Raw genomic sequence first — 14575 nt, 5'->3', positions numbered from 1 at the left:
TCTCTCCTGTGCGGGACCGGCAACGTGGTCGTCCCCGAGCATAGGCGATCATCGTTCTCCCGCCGTGCTCTCTCACGCTCAGCCGACGCTGGTGGAGAACTTCAGCGACCGGCCCGGCTCCGCGCGGAACGTCGCGCCGTGGTCGTTGCTGTAGGCCTCGCCGCCGCCCGGGTAGGGGCTGGAGTCGTTGTACTCCAGGCCGTAGCAGCCGGTGGTGGTCGCCGAGCGGACCAGCAGCCCGTAGCGTTTCCCGGCCGTCACGGCGATGCCCGGCGTCACCGTGACCGCGCGCGGGGACCACCCGATCGACGTCGCCGGCACGACGGTCGTGCTCAGCGCGGCGCCGGTCGGCTGGAACCCCTCGGTCGCGGCGTAGACGCCGATTTCGAGGCCCGCGCCGGGGTTTCCGGCCTGGAAGCTCGTGTACGAGACGGCGGACAGCGTGCCGCCGCGGCTCGGGACGAACGTCTGGAACCGGGCTACGCCGGCGCCGACGTCGCAGTAGGTCCGGAAGCCGGTGACGCCGTCGGCCTGGTCCACGCCGGGCGGCGGGTCCTGGTGCCCGGCCGAGCCGGTGGCGAGGTCCAGCGAGAAGGAGTTCCGGCAGGTCATCGGCGCGATCGCGCCCGTGGCCGTGAACTCGAGCGGCGCCCAGTAGTAGTTGGCGAGGGCTTCGTTGCGCTGCCCGTTGTTCCAGAGGTCACTGGCGTAGACGTAGGCGGTGCCCGACGTCGTCGGGAGCGCCGAGACGAACGCCGGCTGCCCGCCGCACGAGTCCTGGCTGATCTTCACCGGCGCCGACCACGGCCCCAGCGGGTTCGCCGCCGTCCGGTACGACGTGCCGGTGCCCGCGCAGTAGCCGCAGTTCGGGTCGGAGTAGGTCAGGTAGTAGACGCCGTTCCGCTTGAACAGGGCGGGTGCTTCGGTCTGGCTCTGGCCGAGCCGCGCGTAGGCGCCGGTGCCGGTCAGGTAGTTCGCGGCGAGGCGCTCCACGACGATGTCGCCGCCTGCCCGCCAGTCGGTGTAGGCGAGGTAGGCGGTGCCGTCGGTGTCGACGAAGACGTCGTGGTCGCCGTTGTTGACCCCGCCCGCCGGCGCGTTGTTGTTCACCGCGAGCGTCGGCACCGGGGCTTCGGTGAACGGGCCGGCCGGGTTCGCGCTGGTGAGGACCCGGAAGCCGACGCTGTTGTCGTAGACGTTGACCCAGAGCACGTACTTGCGGGTGGCCGCGTCGTAGCCGACGTGCGGCCGGAAGCAGCCGTAGGTGGCGCCGTTGCAGCGGGTCTGCCAGACGCCGGTGGCGTCGAAGAGCCGGCCCCGGTCGGTCCAGTGCACGAGGTCGGGCGAGGTGTAGACCTTGAACCCGCAGAACGGCGAACTCGTCGCCTGCCAGGCGAAACCGCAGTCGTAGCTGGTGCCGTAGAGGTAGTACGTGCCGCCGAAGAGGGCGATCTCGCCGTCGTGCGCGTCGACCGCGTCACCTCGCGTGTCGAACCGGACGACCTGGTTTCCCTGCGCGTCGAAGTTGGTGACGGTCGTGGTGAACGCGCGTGCTTCGGCGGGGGCGGACAGCGTCACCGCCAGTACCGCCGCCAGCACGAGGGTGATCGCGGACCGGAGCCTGCGGGTGCCTGTCATCGTGCCGGCCTCCTTGCCGAACATGAAACGTTTCAAGCTTCTCGCGCGTCCACGTTAACCCATAGATTGCGCCCATGGCCGACTTCACCGACTTCAACCTCAAGCTGATCGTCGTCGAGCAGCTGATGTACACGGACAAGACGCTGACGCCCGCGTTCCGCATCGCCGACGTCCTGGGCGTGACCGACACCTGGGAGCACACCTACCAGCGGGGCCTCGCCCACCAAGTGGTCCCGGAGGCGCGCGACTACTTCGAAGCGCTGGAGATCGGCGACGACCTCCTGGCCACCGTGGAAGAGCTGGTCATGGACGGCGGGCTGCGGGTGTACCAGGAGTGCGCGCCGATCTGGGACGGCGAGGACGAGCTGTTCGACGTCAGCTCGCTCGACGATCTCGCCCTGCTGCCGAACTTGCGGCGTGTCGTGGGCTCGGAGTTCCTCGGCCCGCGGTTGCGGGAGGTCCTTCGCTCCCGCGGTGTCGCGGCGGACTGACCGACCGGTCCGCGTCGCCGTAGTAGCCCGCGGGCAGCTGCCGGAAGCGGCGGCGGAAGCGCAGCCAGCCGACCAGCTGCGTGCCGCCCGCGAGCACGAGGTAGGACAAGGCGAACCACCCCTGCGCGCCGAGGTGGTCCAGGTCCATCCCGGCCGGCCACACCGCGACGAAGAACAGGGCGGACGGGGCGAAGCGGTGGGCGTCCTGGGCACGCAGCACGCCGTCGACGGCGCGGGACGCGGCGTCCTCGGCGATGATCGGCGCGCGCAGCACCCGGCCGAGGACCAGCGCGATCGCCCCGGCCCCGGCGGCGAGCCCGAGCGTGCGGGCCCCGGCGTCCAGGGGCGCGGCCGGTTCGGTGAGGAACTGCAGGGCGCACAGGACGGCTCCCCCACCGAACGTGATCGCCGTCGCGGCCAGGTGCCACCAGCCGACCTGCCGCGCCGCCGCACGCCACGGCGGCGGGGTGCCGGTGCCGGTCAGGCTCTCGGCGAGCTCTTCGCGCGTCTGCACCTGGCGCCACCGCATCACGAGCAACGCGGCCAGCACCACGCCGACCAGCAACGGCCGGAGCAGCTCCAGCTCCCGCGGCGCGCGGAAACCGGGCCAGAAGACGAGACAGACGACCAGCACGGCGAACACGGTCGGCCGCCGCAGCCATTCCCGGGTGCCGACACGCAACGCGAGCAGCCGGGTCGGCAACCCGACCTCGACCCCGTGCCGCGCAAGCCACATCCGCGTGGCGGTCACCTCGGCGAACGACGGTTCGCCGGGCAGCCTCGGATCGACCGGCAACGCCGGTTCACGCACGACCAACCGAAAGCCTCCCAGCCCTCACCACCCGCGGGAAGTCTACGACAGGGCCCGGGCCGGGTTCACCGCGCGGGTTTGCCGGTGCAGACCGGTGACGCCCGCCGGATCCACTCCAGCCGACCGGCGCACTTCGACCGGCCACGACCCGGACGACCTCGCCGTCGCCGGTGCACACCACTGCTTCTTCACCAAAGCACGGCCCCGGCTCACCACCGGTTCACCACGAGAACCTGTGGCGGCTCACCACCCCGACCGACCTACGAAAGCGCGGCGGCCTCGGCAGGCTCGAACCGGCCGCGGATCCAGACAATCGCCGCGCCGCCGCCCGAAAGACTCACCACACCAGCGCCCCGGCTCACCGCGGCGGTTTGGCCGCGAAGACCCAGCGGTTGCTCGCCAAGGCATCACGCCGTTCCGGCACCAGGCCCGCGCCGTGCTCCACCGCGAGGTCGAACGGGGTGCGGACCGATGTCTCCCAGGCGCCGGCCCGCAGTGCGGCCGCCGAGTCCGGGCGGGGTTCGGCGTCGAACAACGCCGTCAGGTCCACGCCGATCTGTTCCTTCGTGCTGCGGTAGATCGCGCTGGTGCGGTACTCCACGCCGAGCTTCACCTCGTACGCCAGGCAGCTTCCGGGCGCCGCCAGGCGGTCCACCGTCGTGATGAGCCTGCGCTCGGCGTCCGCGGGCAGGTAGAGCAGCAGGCCCTCGGCCAGCCACGCCGTCGGGACGCGTGGGTCGAACCCCGCCTCGCGCAACGGCCGGACCCAGTCCTCGCACAGGTCCACCGCGACCGTCGTGCGGGCCGCGCTCGCCGTCGCGCCCAGGTCGTCCAGGACTTCCTGCTTGAACGCCAGCACGTCCGGCCGGTCCAGCTCGAAGACCGGGCAGCCGGCCGGCCAAGCGAGCCGGAAGGCCCGCGAGTCCAGCCCGGCGCCCAGCAGCACGACCTGCCCGGCGCCGGCGCGCACCGCGCCGAGCAGGAAGTCGTCCAGGACCCGCGTGCGCAGGCCGAAGTAGCGCCCGAGCCGGCCCCACAGCGGGTTCGCCGCCCCGCCGGGGACGTCGTGCCAGTGCACCGGCCACTCCCCCGACGCCCGCGCCGCCCGGACGAAGTGCCGCGCGAACCCGTCGTGCGCCAGGGAATCCGGCCGGGTCGCCTCGATCGCCCTGGCCGCGGCGACCATCAGCGCGGTCCGGCCGACGCCGCCTTCGACGCCTCGGGTGGTGACCACTCGTCCTCCTCCGCGAATCGGGTCCATGACGCGGGCCGGTCGTGCGTGGTCGTCCGCGCCCCGTAGACGGTTTCCATGAACCGCAGGGTTTCCTCGTCGGACCGATGCAGGGCGGTCGTGCAGTCGGTCAGGACCGTGAGGTGGAATCCCTTCTGGAACGCCGTTCTCGCCGTCGAGTCCACGCAGACGTCGGCGTAGACCCCGGCGAGGACGAGGTGCCCGATCCGGCGCCGGCGCAGGTACTGCCCGAAGCCGTGCGCCAGGAACGCGTCGAAGCAGGCGTACTTGGTGAAGACGCGCTCGCCGGCCGCGGGCGCGACCTTGTGGAACTCCGCGCCCCACGAACCGGTCCGGCACTTCGGCTGCTTGCCCAGCACCCGGTCGCGCCGCCGCCAGCTCGGCCGCTGGTGCTCGACGTCGCCGAGGAACCGCACGAAGACGACCTCCGTGCCGGCCCGCCGGGCGAGGTCGACGGCGCGCGCGGCGTTCGTCGTGGCCCGCTGCAGCGTCCCCGGTGCGCCGCGGTACCGGGCCGCGACGACGGGCCCGGCGCAGAAGTCGTTCTGCAGGTCCACGACGACCAGGGCCGTCTTCACGCGCCCGCCACCGGCACCCGGCCGGCCGCCGGGTCGAGCGCGGCCAGGACTTCGGCCACGAATTCGGCGGTCGACTGCCGGCCGCCGACGTCCGGGGTGCCGACGCCCCGGTCGCGCGCGGCGTCCAGCGCTTGTTCGATCGCCGCGATGGCGCCCGGGCAGCCCGCGTGCCGCTCGGCGATGGCCGCGGCGGCCCGGATGGTGGCCGTCGGGTTGACCCGGCCGGTCCCCGCGAGGTCGTCGGCCGAGCCGTGCACGGTCTGGTACTCGACGAGCCCGGCGACGTCCGGGTGCAGGAGGACGTTCTCGGTGTAGCGGCGCTCCTGGCGTTCGCCGCCGAACGCGTCGAGCAGGACGACGTGCATGATGTCGGCCCATTCGTTGCCGGCGACGACCAGCGTGCGCGGGGTGAGGCCGTGCTCGATCAGGTTGCGGTTCACCGTGTCCGGCTGGCTGAGCTCGACGGTCACCCCGAGCCGGCCGGCGATCTCGGCGACCCACTCGCCGAGCGCGCCGTCGAGCAGGTGGAACTTGTACGCCAGGACGATCCGCGCGGGTCCGTCGTCGGGCCACTGCGCCCAGGCCCGGCGCAGCGCGAACACGATCACCTTCTCGGTGATCTCCTTGCTGAACACCGTCGTGCGGGTCAGCACGCCCGGCGTGTGCCGGTTTTCGCCGGTGTAGAAGCCCTGGGCCTGGTCCCGGACCAGCAGCAGGCCCGGCGTGATCGGGTCGACCTTGACCGCCTGCAGCCGCTCCCGGACCAGGTAGAGCGACTGCGCGTTGATCGCCGTGCGGAAGATCGCCGGGACGTCGGCCCGCGCCTGCTCCCGGCAGAACCGCTCGTAGTGCTCGGCGTCCTCCTGGGTCAGCCGGCGGATCCGCTCGGTTTCCCCTTCACCCTTCAGTGAGAAATAGGAATGGTACAACCGGGGCGAGCGCACGATTTCGATTTCGGTCGAGTGCCGGAGGCCGATTCGGGTCAGCACGTTTTCGAAGACGTCCGCCAGTTCCGGACCCGTACCCCGGCCGACCGCCAGCCCGACGACCGGCCGCGCGCGGTGCGCGCCCACTCAGCCGGCCACGTTCGCGACCAGGTGGTCGCCGGCGATGCCGACCTTGTCCGGGCTGTAGTAGTCCTTGATCGCCGCGGTCCAGACCGGCACGCGGACGCGGTCGCCCGCCGACGGCCCGAAGGCCTCGAAGAGGGCGTCGATGTTGTCGCGGTCGAACCCGATCGCCGTCATCAGGGCGACGAACAGCGGGCGTTCGATCATTCCGTCGCCGTCCGGATCCCCCAGTGCCGCAAGGGATTCCGCGAACTCGGTCACCGTGGCGTCGAACCGTTCCGGCGACAGCACGCAGGCCGCGTACTCGTCGTAGCTCACCTTGCCGTCGTGGTTCGCGTCGAGCTCCCGTTCCAGGGTGGTCCAGTACCGGTGGAAGGCCGCCTCCATCGCCTGCTTCGCGGCGGCGCCGGAGCCCTGGGCCGCCCGCAGCACGCGGTCCGCCATCGTCGAGAAGTCCCGTTCTTCGAGATAGCCGTTCCGGTCGACGTCGAAGAGGGTGAAAACGAGCTTGATCCGGTCGACCGCGGTGGCACCCATCGATTTTTGACCTTTCGCGTCGGGGTTGTTCCCCGAGCAGTTTGCGCCCGGCGGGCCGGGCCGTGAATCCGTTTCACCCCAAGGTGTGGAATCACCGTTTTGCCGCGTTTTCACCGGAGCGCACCACCGGTTCACCCCGGCCGGGGCACGCCCCGGCACACACGGTGATGCTCAGCGGCGGGCGGCCTCCAGCGCGGCGACCAGAGCGTCGACGCCGAACGCGAACTCGGCGTCGTGGTCGCAGACCGCCAGGTGCGGGGCGGCCGCCACGACGTGCGGCAGGCCGGACGCCGCCAGCTCGGTTTCGCGCCGCCCGGCGCCTTCGACGTCGGCGCCGCTGAACGCCGGCCCCGCGGACACCTCCCGCAGCAGCGAGCCGACCAGGAAGGCGAGCGACGTCCGCAGCGCGTGCACGGCGCGCTCCGGCGGGAACCCGGCCCGGTCGAGGACGGCCAGCACCGCCTCGGTCGGCCCGAGCGCGGCGGGCGCGTCGAGCTGGCGGGTCAGCACCAGCGGCACGCAGCGCGGGTGCCGGAGCGCGGAGCGCCGGAAGGCGTGGGCGACCGCGCGGACGTCGGCGGCGAGGTCGCCGCTCGGCGCCGGCAGGCGCAGGCCGGCCAGCACCGCCTCGGTGATCGCGTCGAGCAGCGCGTCCCGGCTCGCGACGTGGTTGTAGAGGCTCATCGCGTCGACGCCCAGCCGCTTGGCGACGCCGCGCATGGTCAGCCGTTCGACGCCCTCGGCTTCGGCGAGCGCCATCGCGGCGTCGACGATCCGCTTGCGCGACAAGGGTTCCTGCCCACGCCGGGGCCTGCCGCGCCGCGGCGGGTCAGTCTCGGTGTCCATCCCGTACCTCCTGGACAAAACCTACAGCGTAGGTCTACGGTCGGCCCATACCTACGGCGTAGGTTTTATCCCACCAAGACTGAGGACCCCGGATGACGACCGCCTACACCCTGCCGCCGGAAGACGTGCTGCGCGCTCGCGAGAAGCTCGTCCTCGACCACTTCCACGACGAGGTGCGCCAGGCCTGGGACGACGTGCTGGAGACGTTCCCGCACCCGCACTACGAGCTGATCGCGTCGATGACGGTCCACGACGGCACCAGCGAGGTCCGCGGTTACTACCACGACACCCGCGTCGCGTTCCCCGACCAGGACCACGAGATCATCGCCCTGCGCCACACGGCCGACGCCGTGGTCGTCGAGTTCTGGTTGAAGGGCACCCACCTCGGCCCGCTGGGCAAGATCCCGCCGACGGGCAGCACGCACCGCACCCGGATGACGGCGTACTTCGTCTTCGACGAGCAGGAGAACCTGGTCACCGAGCGCGTCTACTTCGACCAGCTGACCGTGCTGAAGCAGCTGCTGGGCGGGCTGGACAAGAAGAACCCGAAGGACCTGGCCACGTTGGTGCGCGCGGTCTTCGGCGCGTTGAGCGAGGCCGGCGGCGAACCGGATCCCCGGCTGCTCGGCTGAAAAGGCGGGGGCGGCCGGATGCACCGGCCGCCCCCGCTCACTTCACCTGGTCAGCGCCGGCAGGGGTTGCCGGCGGGGTGGGCGTTGGTTCCGTGCACGTCGGCCTGGGACTCCGCGAGCACGATCTTGGCGAGCGCCGTGTCCAGCGCGACCGCCTGCTGCTTCACGACGCCGTTCACCACGGTCTGGCCGTTCAGCTTCAGCGATCCGATGACCAGCGGGATGGTCAGCGGGGCCGAGCCGACCGTGACCGCGAGGCCGTTGATCTTCAGCGAGGCGATGTTCGAACTGCCCGCGAGCACCGGGGCGAGACCGCCCGTGGCCGGCTGGCAGGTCGCCGACGCCTGCGACTGGATCACGCCCAGCTCGATGGTCAGCCCGAGCGTGCTGATCACCGTCTTGTCGATCTTGGCGGTGGCCTGCGCGTGGTCACCGGCGGCCGGGGCCGCCGACTGGTTGTCCGGCGTGACGTCCGTCGACGCGGTCAGCGCCTTGGTCTCCACCTTGATCAGGCCGGCGTTGAGCGTCGCGCCCAGCACCGTCTGGCTGTCGTCGGCGCAGGGCAGGTTCGCCGGGTTGGCGACGCCGGCCGTGATGCCGATGACGTTGGCGGCCGTGCCGGTGCAGGAGAACGCGCCGTCCCGGTCGTCGTCGGTGATCGTGCCGATCCCGGTCGGGTCGACCAGGCCCGCGCCGACCGGCGCCGACAGCGTCACCGTGAACGTCTCGTCCGGCTCGTCGACCGTGTCCGGGTTGACCAGCACGGTCACCGGCTTGGTGGTCTCACCGGGCGCGAAGGTGACGTCGCCGCTCGCCGCCGCGTAGTCCGCCGGCGCGGTCGCCGTGCCGTTCGCGGTGGCGTAGTGGACCGTCACCGGGTTCGGGCTGGCCCCGCCGAGCAGCGACACCGTGAAGGTCGCCGGCACCGGGGCACCGCCGGATCCTTCGGCCACCGTGACGTCGTTGATGCTCAAGCCGAGCACCCGCACGGTCGTCGTCTCGACGTAGCCGCGCGAGACACCGTCGACCAGGTAGTCGACGGTGCAGTGGTACGTCCCCGGCGCGGCGTTCGCCGCGGCGGCCACCGTCTCGGTGAAGGTGGCGACGTCACCGCTGGGCACCTTCACGCTGGCCGGCGCGTTGGTGACCGTGAGCTGCGGGTCGCACGTCGTGACGTGCGGGGCCACCGTGACCTCGATGGACTGGATGCCGTCGAGGATGGCCTGCGAGACCGCGCTCGAGGGCACGTTGTTGAGCAGCACGCCGCCCGTGGCCGACGTGATCGCGCTGGCCTGCCCGTCGAGGTCGAGCGCGCCCACGTTGACCGCGACGACGCGGATGTTCGCCGCCTTCAGCGCGGCGATGGTCTGGGCCAGGTCGTGCCCGCCGCTCGGGTCGTGCGACGGCGCGTCGCCGAACCAGGCGACGATGCGCGTGCCGTCCGGGCGGAAGGTGACCGCGCCGGTGGCCAGCTCGTACAGGGCGTTGAGGTCGGCTTCCGGGCCGTCGCCGCCACCGGAGGCGACCCACTGGTTCGTGCCGGCCTGGACCGCCGCCTGGTCACCGGTGATGCCCGTGTTGACGCGGAACGCGAAGGGGTCGCCGAAGTCCTTGTACTCGGCCACCCCGAACTGCGCGGTCGGCTGCGCGGCGAGCACGTCACCGGTGATGGTGTCGGCGTTCGCGCGCACGTTGCCGATCGCGGCGCCCATGCTGCCCGTGGTGTCGGCGAGCAGCACGAGGTCGGGGTTCGGCGGCACGGCCGACGTCGTGACGTGCTTGGTCACGGTGGTGCTCTGGCCCGCGTTGAGGGTGAGGTCGACGGTGGCCGGATCGACCCCGGGCGTCGCCGCGGCGGCGACGGCCGTCGGTGCGAGCAACGCCGTGACGGCCGTCAAGGCGACGAACACTGATCTTCGGGACATGACTTCCCTTTCGAGAATTTCCGGTGGCTGGCCTGAGGAAGACGGAAAATGGCCTGCTTCGTTAGCACTTCGCCCGCGGTTCACCCGGAGTGCCCTGTGTCAAGGCGCTCAATGGGCGATCACCGGGAAATCGGGCTACTCAACCAGGTACTGACCGGGCCGAGCCGTCGAAAACCGATCGGGAAACGTCACGCTTCAGAGCGACGCCGGACCGGGGTATTTGCACAATGCGTGCTCGACGGGAAGCGGGAACCCTCGATCTTTCTCACCGGAAACGCAAAGAATGACCCGAATGCCGCAGTGCCCGGGCTACGAAAGGTCGGCCAGGTCGAGCACGAAGCGGTACCGGACGTCGTTGCGGCCGAGCCGCTCGAGGGCTTCGTTCACCTGCTTCGACGGGAGCACTTCGACGTCGGCGGTGACGTCGTGTTCGGCGCAGAACTCCAGCATCTCCGCCGTCGCCGGGCGGCCACCGCTGCCCGCGGAGCCCAGCTTCTTGCGGCCGACGAGCAAGTCCATCATCGACACCGTGACCGGACCCAGGTGGCCCACGACGCTGAGGGTGCCGTCCAGCGCGACCAGCTTCAGGTACGGGGCGAGGTCGTGGGGCACCGCGATGGTGTCGACGACGACGTCGAACCGGTCCCGCGCCGCGGCCAGCTGCCGCTCGTCGGTGGACACGACCAGGTCGTGGGCGCCGAGGCGGCGGGCGTCCTCGGCCTTGCCGGCGGTCCGGCTGAGGACCGTCGTCTCGGCCCCGAGTGCGACGGCGAGCTTGACCGCGAGGTGCCCGAGGCCGCCGAGCCCGGCCACGGCGACACGCGTGCCGGGGCCGACGTCCAGCGCCCGCAGCGGCTCCCAGACGGTGATCCCCGCGCACAGCAACGGCGCCGCGGCCGCCGGGTCGAGTCCCGCGGGCAGCGGGTAGGCGAAGGCCTCGCGGACGACGTACTCGCGGGAGTAGCCGCCCAGCGTGGGGGTGCCGTCGTGGCGGTCGGTGCCGCCGTAGGTCAGGGTCGGGAACGCGTAGCAGAAGTTCTCCTGCCCCCGCCGGCACATCGGGCACTCCCCGCACGAGTCCACGATGTTGCCCACGGCGACGGCGTCCCCGGCGGCGAACCGCGTGACACCGCTCCCCACCTCGGTCACCACGCCGGTGAACTCGTGGCCGGGCACCAGCGGCGTGTCCCGGCCGGGCCGGCCCAGCGCGTGGAGGTCGCTGTGGCAGACCCCGCAGTAGTCCACGCGCACGGCGACGTCGTCCGCCCGCAGGTCACGGCGTTCGAGCGGCACCTGCCGCAACGCGTCCCCGGTGTGGTCGGCCTGCCAGCCCACGGTCGTCCTCATGGCTCACTCCTCAAACAAACAGACTGTTCGGTCTATTTGACCGTAGCCGAGCATCGGCGATCCGGCAAACAGACTGGTCTGTTGTTATCGTGGGCCGCATGGCCGACAAGCCCCTGACCTCGCGGGGCGCCGCGACGAAGCAGCGCATCATCGACGTGGCGACCCAGGAGTTCGCGCGGTACGGCCTGGCCGGGGCACGCGTCGAGCGGATCGTGGCCGCGGCCCGCACCAACAAAGCGCAGCTCTACGGCTACTTCGGCAGCAAGGAAGAGCTGTTCGACACGATCTTCCTGGACTCGATGGGCTCGATCCGCGACGGCGTCCCGATCGACGCCGCCGACCTCGCGGACTGGGCCGTCCGCCTGTACGACGAGTACCTCCGCCGGCCCGACCTGATCCGGCTGGCCACCTGGGTTCGGCTGGAGCGGCGCCCCGCCGGGCACCTCGTCGCCGACGCCGACCGCCTCGACGCCGCCAAGCTCGGCGCCATCGCCGACGCGCAGGCCGCGGGGCTCGTCCGGGCCGAGGACCCGTTCGACCTGATGGCCATGGTGATCGCGATGTCGATGGCGTGGTCGCCGGTCAGCAACGTCTACGCCGCCACCGGCGAGGAGCCGCCGGAGCTGCACGAGCAACGCCGGACGCTCCTGCGGGAGAGCGTCCGGCGCGCTGTCGCACCCGGGTAGGACTCAGTAGCGGAAGGACCGGGTCCCGGTCAGCGACCAGGCGCGGGCGACCCGGCCGTCGCGCACGGACAGCAGGTCGGCGCCGCTCGCCGCGGGTCCGGTCCACAGGAACGCGACGGTGCCCCGGACCGGATCGACGATCGGCGCGCGATGCGGCGTCAGGACCGCGGGATCCGGGCGCGTGAGCGGGCCCGCCGCGCCGGAGAAGAACCCGAAGTCCCCGGTGATGACGTCCGCCGGCTCGCCGGCGCGCCACCGGAGCCAGCCGTCGAGGACTTTGTCCAGGTCGTCGCCGGCGGTGTACGCCGGGTCGGGCGTGGTGTCGCGCCGCTCCCCCACGAACGTCCAGTTCTCCGCGATCCCGCCGCCGTGCAGGATGTTGACGTCGAAGCCGGTCAGCTTCCGGCCGTCCGCCTTGTCGACGTCCCACAGGTAGGCGAAGTGGTCACCGCCGTCGGCGAGCACCCGCGGGCGGAAGATGTTGATGTGCTTGCCGCGGTACCCCTCGAGGAACCGCACCTGCTCCGCCGGCCCGACCACGCTGTCGAGCCCCGGGGTCTGCCCGGACCACTGCACGCAGGTCGGGCTCATCAGCTCGTGCGCCAGCGCGGGGTCCTCGTTCCACATGCGGCACCACTGCCGCATCCGTTCTTCGTTGTTTTCCATGTCCGCCACGGTTCCAGCGGTCCGCGACACCGTCCTGTCGGTGTTCGGCGTCACATTTCCCGGCATTTCACCGCAGGGCTTCGGCGTCCAGGCGGTCGAGTTCCGCGGCCCACTCGGCCTCGCGCGGGCGGAACCGCTCTCCGGTCGGCGCGGTGGCGGTGATGCGGTGCAGCTGGAACCCGCGGACGCCGTCGCGCAGGCGGCACCACGCGACGAGGTACCAGCCGTGCGGCCCCCAGAGCAGGCCCAGCGGCTCGACGTCGCGCTCGGAGGCCGCGCCCGCCCGGTCGGTGTAGGTCACGTGCAGCACCCGGCTCGACACGACGGCGTCCTCGACCGCATCGGCGACCGCACCGCGGATCACCGGCAGATCGGGATGCGGGCCGACGCGGTGCACGCGCGCGGCCAGCGCGTCCTCCCTTCGCCGCACGTCGGGCGGCAAAACGGCCAGCACCTTCTGCGCCGCCCGCCGCGCGGCGTCCGCGAAGGGCGTGGCCGACGCGGCCCGCAGCGCGACGCTGATCGCCAGTGCCTCGCGCGCGGTCAGCGTCACGGGCGGGAGGGTGCGCTCGCGGTCCAGGCTGTACCCGCCGTTGCGCCCGGTGTCGCTCCGGATGGCCACACCGGACTCCCGCAGCGCGTCGAGGTCCCGTTCGACGGTGCGGACGCTGACCTCGAACCGCCGCGCCAGCCACGTCGCACTGCGCGGCCGCGGCGAGACGGCGCGAAGTTCTTCCACGAGGGCGTACAGCCGTTCGGTGCGATTCACGAGAGCTAATTTATCTGCCGTCCACCGGCCGTTTCCGGCCGCTTACCGCAGTCCACCCGCCCAGGCTGTTACAGATCCGCACTCATTCGCGACAGCACTGTCGAGAATGAAGGGGAGGGTGGTCGGGTGACGGGCGAACGACAGGTGCGGCTGCGGCTGGGCACCCGAGAGGTCTCGGCCCCGGCCGAATTCGGCCGGGAGGTGGTGAAGTACACCGGAATCACGGTCCAGCGCGTCGAAGACGGCGACCTGGTAGGCCAGTCGTGGGTCCCGGTGGGAACGACACCGACGTTCGCGGACGACGAAGCCCTGATCGCGGAGTGGCACGAGGCACTCCAATGGACCCACGCCCCCGCCGACGTCTGACCCTCGCCTCGGGGCGCTGGTCGGCACGCCCGGATTCAGAGTTCCCTTAATCCACTGTTGCGGACCGCGGACCCGGCGGGGACGATCGGCGGTCATGCAGGTGCCGGCGCAGTTCGAGTACGAGCGGGCCACCAGTGTCGGGCACGCCCTCGAACTGCTGGCCAAGTACGGCCCCGAGGGCCGGGTGATCGCCGGCGGGCACAGTCTCATCCCGATGATGAAACTGCGGCTGGCGCGGCCCGAAGCGCTGGTCGACATCAACGAGCTCGGCGAGCTGTCCCGGATCGAGGTCGTCGGCGGGGAGCTGCGGATCGGGGCCCTCGTGCGGCACGCCGAACTGCTCGATTCGCCCGAGGCCGGGCGGTTGTTCCCGATCCTGCACGACGCCGAACGCGTGGTCGCGGACCCGATCGTGCGCAACCGCGGGACCGTCGGCGGCTCGCTGTGCCAGGCCGATCCGTCGGAGGACCTGGCGGCCGCGTTCACCGCCGTCCGGGCCGACGCCGTCGTCGAAAGCGGCACCGGGACGCGGGTCGTGCCCGTGCGGGAGTTCTTCACCGGGCCGTACGAGACCGCCGTCGGGCCGGGTGAGCTGCTGGTGCAGCTGCGGCTGCCGATCCGCGACGGCACCGGGAGCGCGTACGCCAAGGTCGGCCGGCGGGCCGGGGACTGGGCCATCGCCGCGGCGGGCGCGTCCCTGCGGCTGGACGGCGACGTCATCGTCGAAGCCGGGCTCGGCCTCACCGCCGTCGGCGCCCCGCACTTCGTCGCCGCCGAGGCGGAGGACTTCCTGCGCGGCGGCCCGGCGACGCCGGAGCGGTTCACCGAGGCCGGGATGATCGCCGCCGCGCGCTGCTCCCCCGCCGCCGACCAGCGCGGGCCCGCCGACTACAAGCGCCACCTCGTCGCGCAGCTGACCGCCAGGGCGCTGCACCAGGCGCACGCGCGGCGGGCGGGGTGA

16 protein-coding genes are annotated in these 14575 nt (G+C 72.0%); 5 read left to right on the top strand and 11 right to left on the bottom strand.

From position 1 onward, the window contains the following. Positions 1-78: 78 nt before the first annotated feature. The gene (locus OHS58_RS07835) at positions 79-1638 is read right to left on the bottom strand and encodes a family 43 glycosylhydrolase (RefSeq protein WP_328647712.1); all 1560 of its coding nucleotides are present in this window, start codon (positions 1636-1638) and stop codon (positions 79-81) included. 74 nt (positions 1639-1712) lie between these two features. Here OHS58_RS07835 and OHS58_RS07830 point away from each other — a divergent pair, with 74 nt between their 5' ends. Then, a complete protein-coding gene (locus tag OHS58_RS07830) occupies positions 1713-2129 on the top strand; it encodes a DUF6892 domain-containing protein (protein ID WP_326950513.1) in 417 nt (138 codons plus the stop codon). On the opposite strand, the gene OHS58_RS07825 is transcribed toward OHS58_RS07830, so the two are convergent. From OHS58_RS07825 to OHS58_RS07800, 6 genes are all read right to left on the bottom strand, one after another. Beyond that, positions 2014-2946, bottom strand: a complete 933-nt coding sequence (locus OHS58_RS07825) for a hypothetical protein (protein WP_328647711.1) — start codon at positions 2944-2946, stop codon at positions 2014-2016. The two genes, OHS58_RS07830 and OHS58_RS07825, sit on opposite strands and share 116 nt — an antisense overlap. A 352-nt stretch (positions 2947-3298) precedes the next feature. Next, positions 3299-4174: an SAM-dependent methyltransferase gene (locus OHS58_RS07820; RefSeq protein ID WP_328647710.1), complete on the bottom strand. Its 876-nt coding sequence runs from the start codon at positions 4172-4174 to the stop codon at positions 3299-3301. Further along, the gene (locus tag OHS58_RS07815; RefSeq protein WP_326950516.1) at positions 4126-4770 is read right to left on the bottom strand and encodes a cysteine hydrolase; all 645 of its coding nucleotides are present in this window, start codon (positions 4768-4770) and stop codon (positions 4126-4128) included. The genes OHS58_RS07820 and OHS58_RS07815 overlap by 49 nt, the downstream gene beginning before the upstream one ends. Continuing rightward, complete coding sequence (locus tag OHS58_RS07810; protein ID WP_328647709.1) at positions 4767-5843, bottom strand: isocitrate/isopropylmalate family dehydrogenase; 1077 nt, start codon at positions 5841-5843, stop codon at positions 4767-4769. Before OHS58_RS07810 ends, OHS58_RS07815 begins: the two co-directional genes overlap by 4 nt. Beyond that, positions 5844-6377, bottom strand: a complete 534-nt coding sequence (locus tag OHS58_RS07805; RefSeq protein ID WP_247052713.1) for an EF-hand domain-containing protein — start codon at positions 6375-6377, stop codon at positions 5844-5846. A gap of 171 nt (positions 6378-6548) precedes the next feature. Then, entirely contained in the window at positions 6549-7223 is a 675-nt protein-coding gene (locus OHS58_RS07800) for a TetR/AcrR family transcriptional regulator C-terminal domain-containing protein (RefSeq protein WP_328647708.1), read from the bottom strand. A 92-nt stretch (positions 7224-7315) separates the two neighbouring features. Between OHS58_RS07800 and OHS58_RS07795 the strand changes: the two genes are divergently transcribed. Beyond that, positions 7316-7855 (top strand): ester cyclase, encoded by a 540-nt coding sequence (locus tag OHS58_RS07795; RefSeq protein ID WP_326952586.1) that lies wholly within the window; start codon positions 7316-7318, stop codon positions 7853-7855. A gap of 50 nt (positions 7856-7905) precedes the next feature. Here the strand turns inward: OHS58_RS07795 and OHS58_RS07790 are convergent, their stop codons facing one another. Together OHS58_RS07790 and OHS58_RS07785 are read right to left on the bottom strand one after the other, a co-directional pair. Next, positions 7906-9780: a Calx-beta domain-containing protein gene (locus tag OHS58_RS07790; RefSeq protein ID WP_328647707.1), complete on the bottom strand. Its 1875-nt coding sequence runs from the start codon at positions 9778-9780 to the stop codon at positions 7906-7908. Positions 9781-10089: 309 nt separating this feature from the next. Next, positions 10090-11127 (bottom strand): NAD(P)-dependent alcohol dehydrogenase, encoded by a 1038-nt coding sequence (locus OHS58_RS07785; RefSeq protein WP_328647706.1) that lies wholly within the window; start codon positions 11125-11127, stop codon positions 10090-10092. Positions 11128-11225: 98 nt separating this feature from the next. Between OHS58_RS07785 and OHS58_RS07780 the strand changes: the two genes are divergently transcribed. Next, positions 11226-11813: a TetR family transcriptional regulator gene (locus OHS58_RS07780; protein ID WP_328647705.1), complete on the top strand. Its 588-nt coding sequence runs from the start codon at positions 11226-11228 to the stop codon at positions 11811-11813. A 3-nt stretch (positions 11814-11816) separates the two neighbouring features. Here the strand turns inward: OHS58_RS07780 and OHS58_RS07775 are convergent, their stop codons facing one another. Together OHS58_RS07775 and OHS58_RS07770 are read right to left on the bottom strand one after the other, a co-directional pair. After that, positions 11817-12479 carry a hypothetical protein gene (locus tag OHS58_RS07775; RefSeq protein ID WP_328647704.1) on the bottom strand — a complete coding sequence of 221 codons (663 nt, stop codon included), beginning with the start codon at positions 12477-12479 and terminating at the stop codon, positions 11817-11819. Positions 12480-12546: 67 nt separating this feature from the next. Continuing rightward, positions 12547-13248, bottom strand: a complete 702-nt coding sequence (locus OHS58_RS07770) for a helix-turn-helix transcriptional regulator (RefSeq protein WP_328647703.1) — start codon at positions 13246-13248, stop codon at positions 12547-12549. Between the two features lie 126 nt (positions 13249-13374). On the opposite strand from OHS58_RS07770, the gene OHS58_RS07765 reads away from it, so the two are divergent. Together OHS58_RS07765 and OHS58_RS07760 are read left to right on the top strand one after the other, a co-directional pair. Then, positions 13375-13614, top strand: a complete 240-nt coding sequence (locus OHS58_RS07765; protein WP_326952581.1) for a hypothetical protein — start codon at positions 13375-13377, stop codon at positions 13612-13614. Between the two features lie 94 nt (positions 13615-13708). Continuing rightward, entirely contained in the window at positions 13709-14575 is an 867-nt protein-coding gene (locus OHS58_RS07760) for an FAD binding domain-containing protein (protein WP_328647702.1), read from the top strand.

Source organism: Amycolatopsis sp. NBC_00348 (assembly GCF_036114655.1).
GTDB lineage: Bacteria > Actinomycetota > Actinomycetes > Mycobacteriales > Pseudonocardiaceae > Amycolatopsis.
This window is presented reverse-complemented; position numbering and strand designations above follow the sequence as displayed.

Bases quoted from the DNA above. Each gene is read 5' to 3' on its own strand.
- OHS58_RS07835 (WP_328647712.1), bottom strand. From the start codon at position 1,638: ATGACAGGCACCCGCAGGCTCCGGTCCGCGATCACCCTCGTGCTGGCG.
- OHS58_RS07830 (WP_326950513.1), top strand. From the start codon at position 1,713: ATGGCCGACTTCACCGACTTCAACCTCAAGCTGATCGTCGTCGAGCAG.
- OHS58_RS07805 (WP_247052713.1), bottom strand. From the start codon at position 6,377: ATGGGTGCCACCGCGGTCGACCGGATCAAGCTCGTTTTCACCCTCTTC.
- OHS58_RS07800 (WP_328647708.1), bottom strand. From the start codon at position 7,223: ATGGACACCGAGACTGACCCGCCGCGGCGCGGCAGGCCCCGGCGTGGG.
- OHS58_RS07795 (WP_326952586.1), top strand. From the start codon at position 7,316: ATGACGACCGCCTACACCCTGCCGCCGGAAGACGTGCTGCGCGCTCGC.
- OHS58_RS07790 (WP_328647707.1), bottom strand. From the start codon at position 9,780: ATGTCCCGAAGATCAGTGTTCGTCGCCTTGACGGCCGTCACGGCGTTG.
- OHS58_RS07785 (WP_328647706.1), bottom strand. From the start codon at position 11,127: ATGAGGACGACCGTGGGCTGGCAGGCCGACCACACCGGGGACGCGTTG.
- OHS58_RS07780 (WP_328647705.1), top strand. From the start codon at position 11,226: ATGGCCGACAAGCCCCTGACCTCGCGGGGCGCCGCGACGAAGCAGCGC.
- OHS58_RS07775 (WP_328647704.1), bottom strand. From the start codon at position 12,479: ATGGAAAACAACGAAGAACGGATGCGGCAGTGGTGCCGCATGTGGAAC.
- OHS58_RS07760 (WP_328647702.1), top strand. From the start codon at position 13,709: ATGCAGGTGCCGGCGCAGTTCGAGTACGAGCGGGCCACCAGTGTCGGG.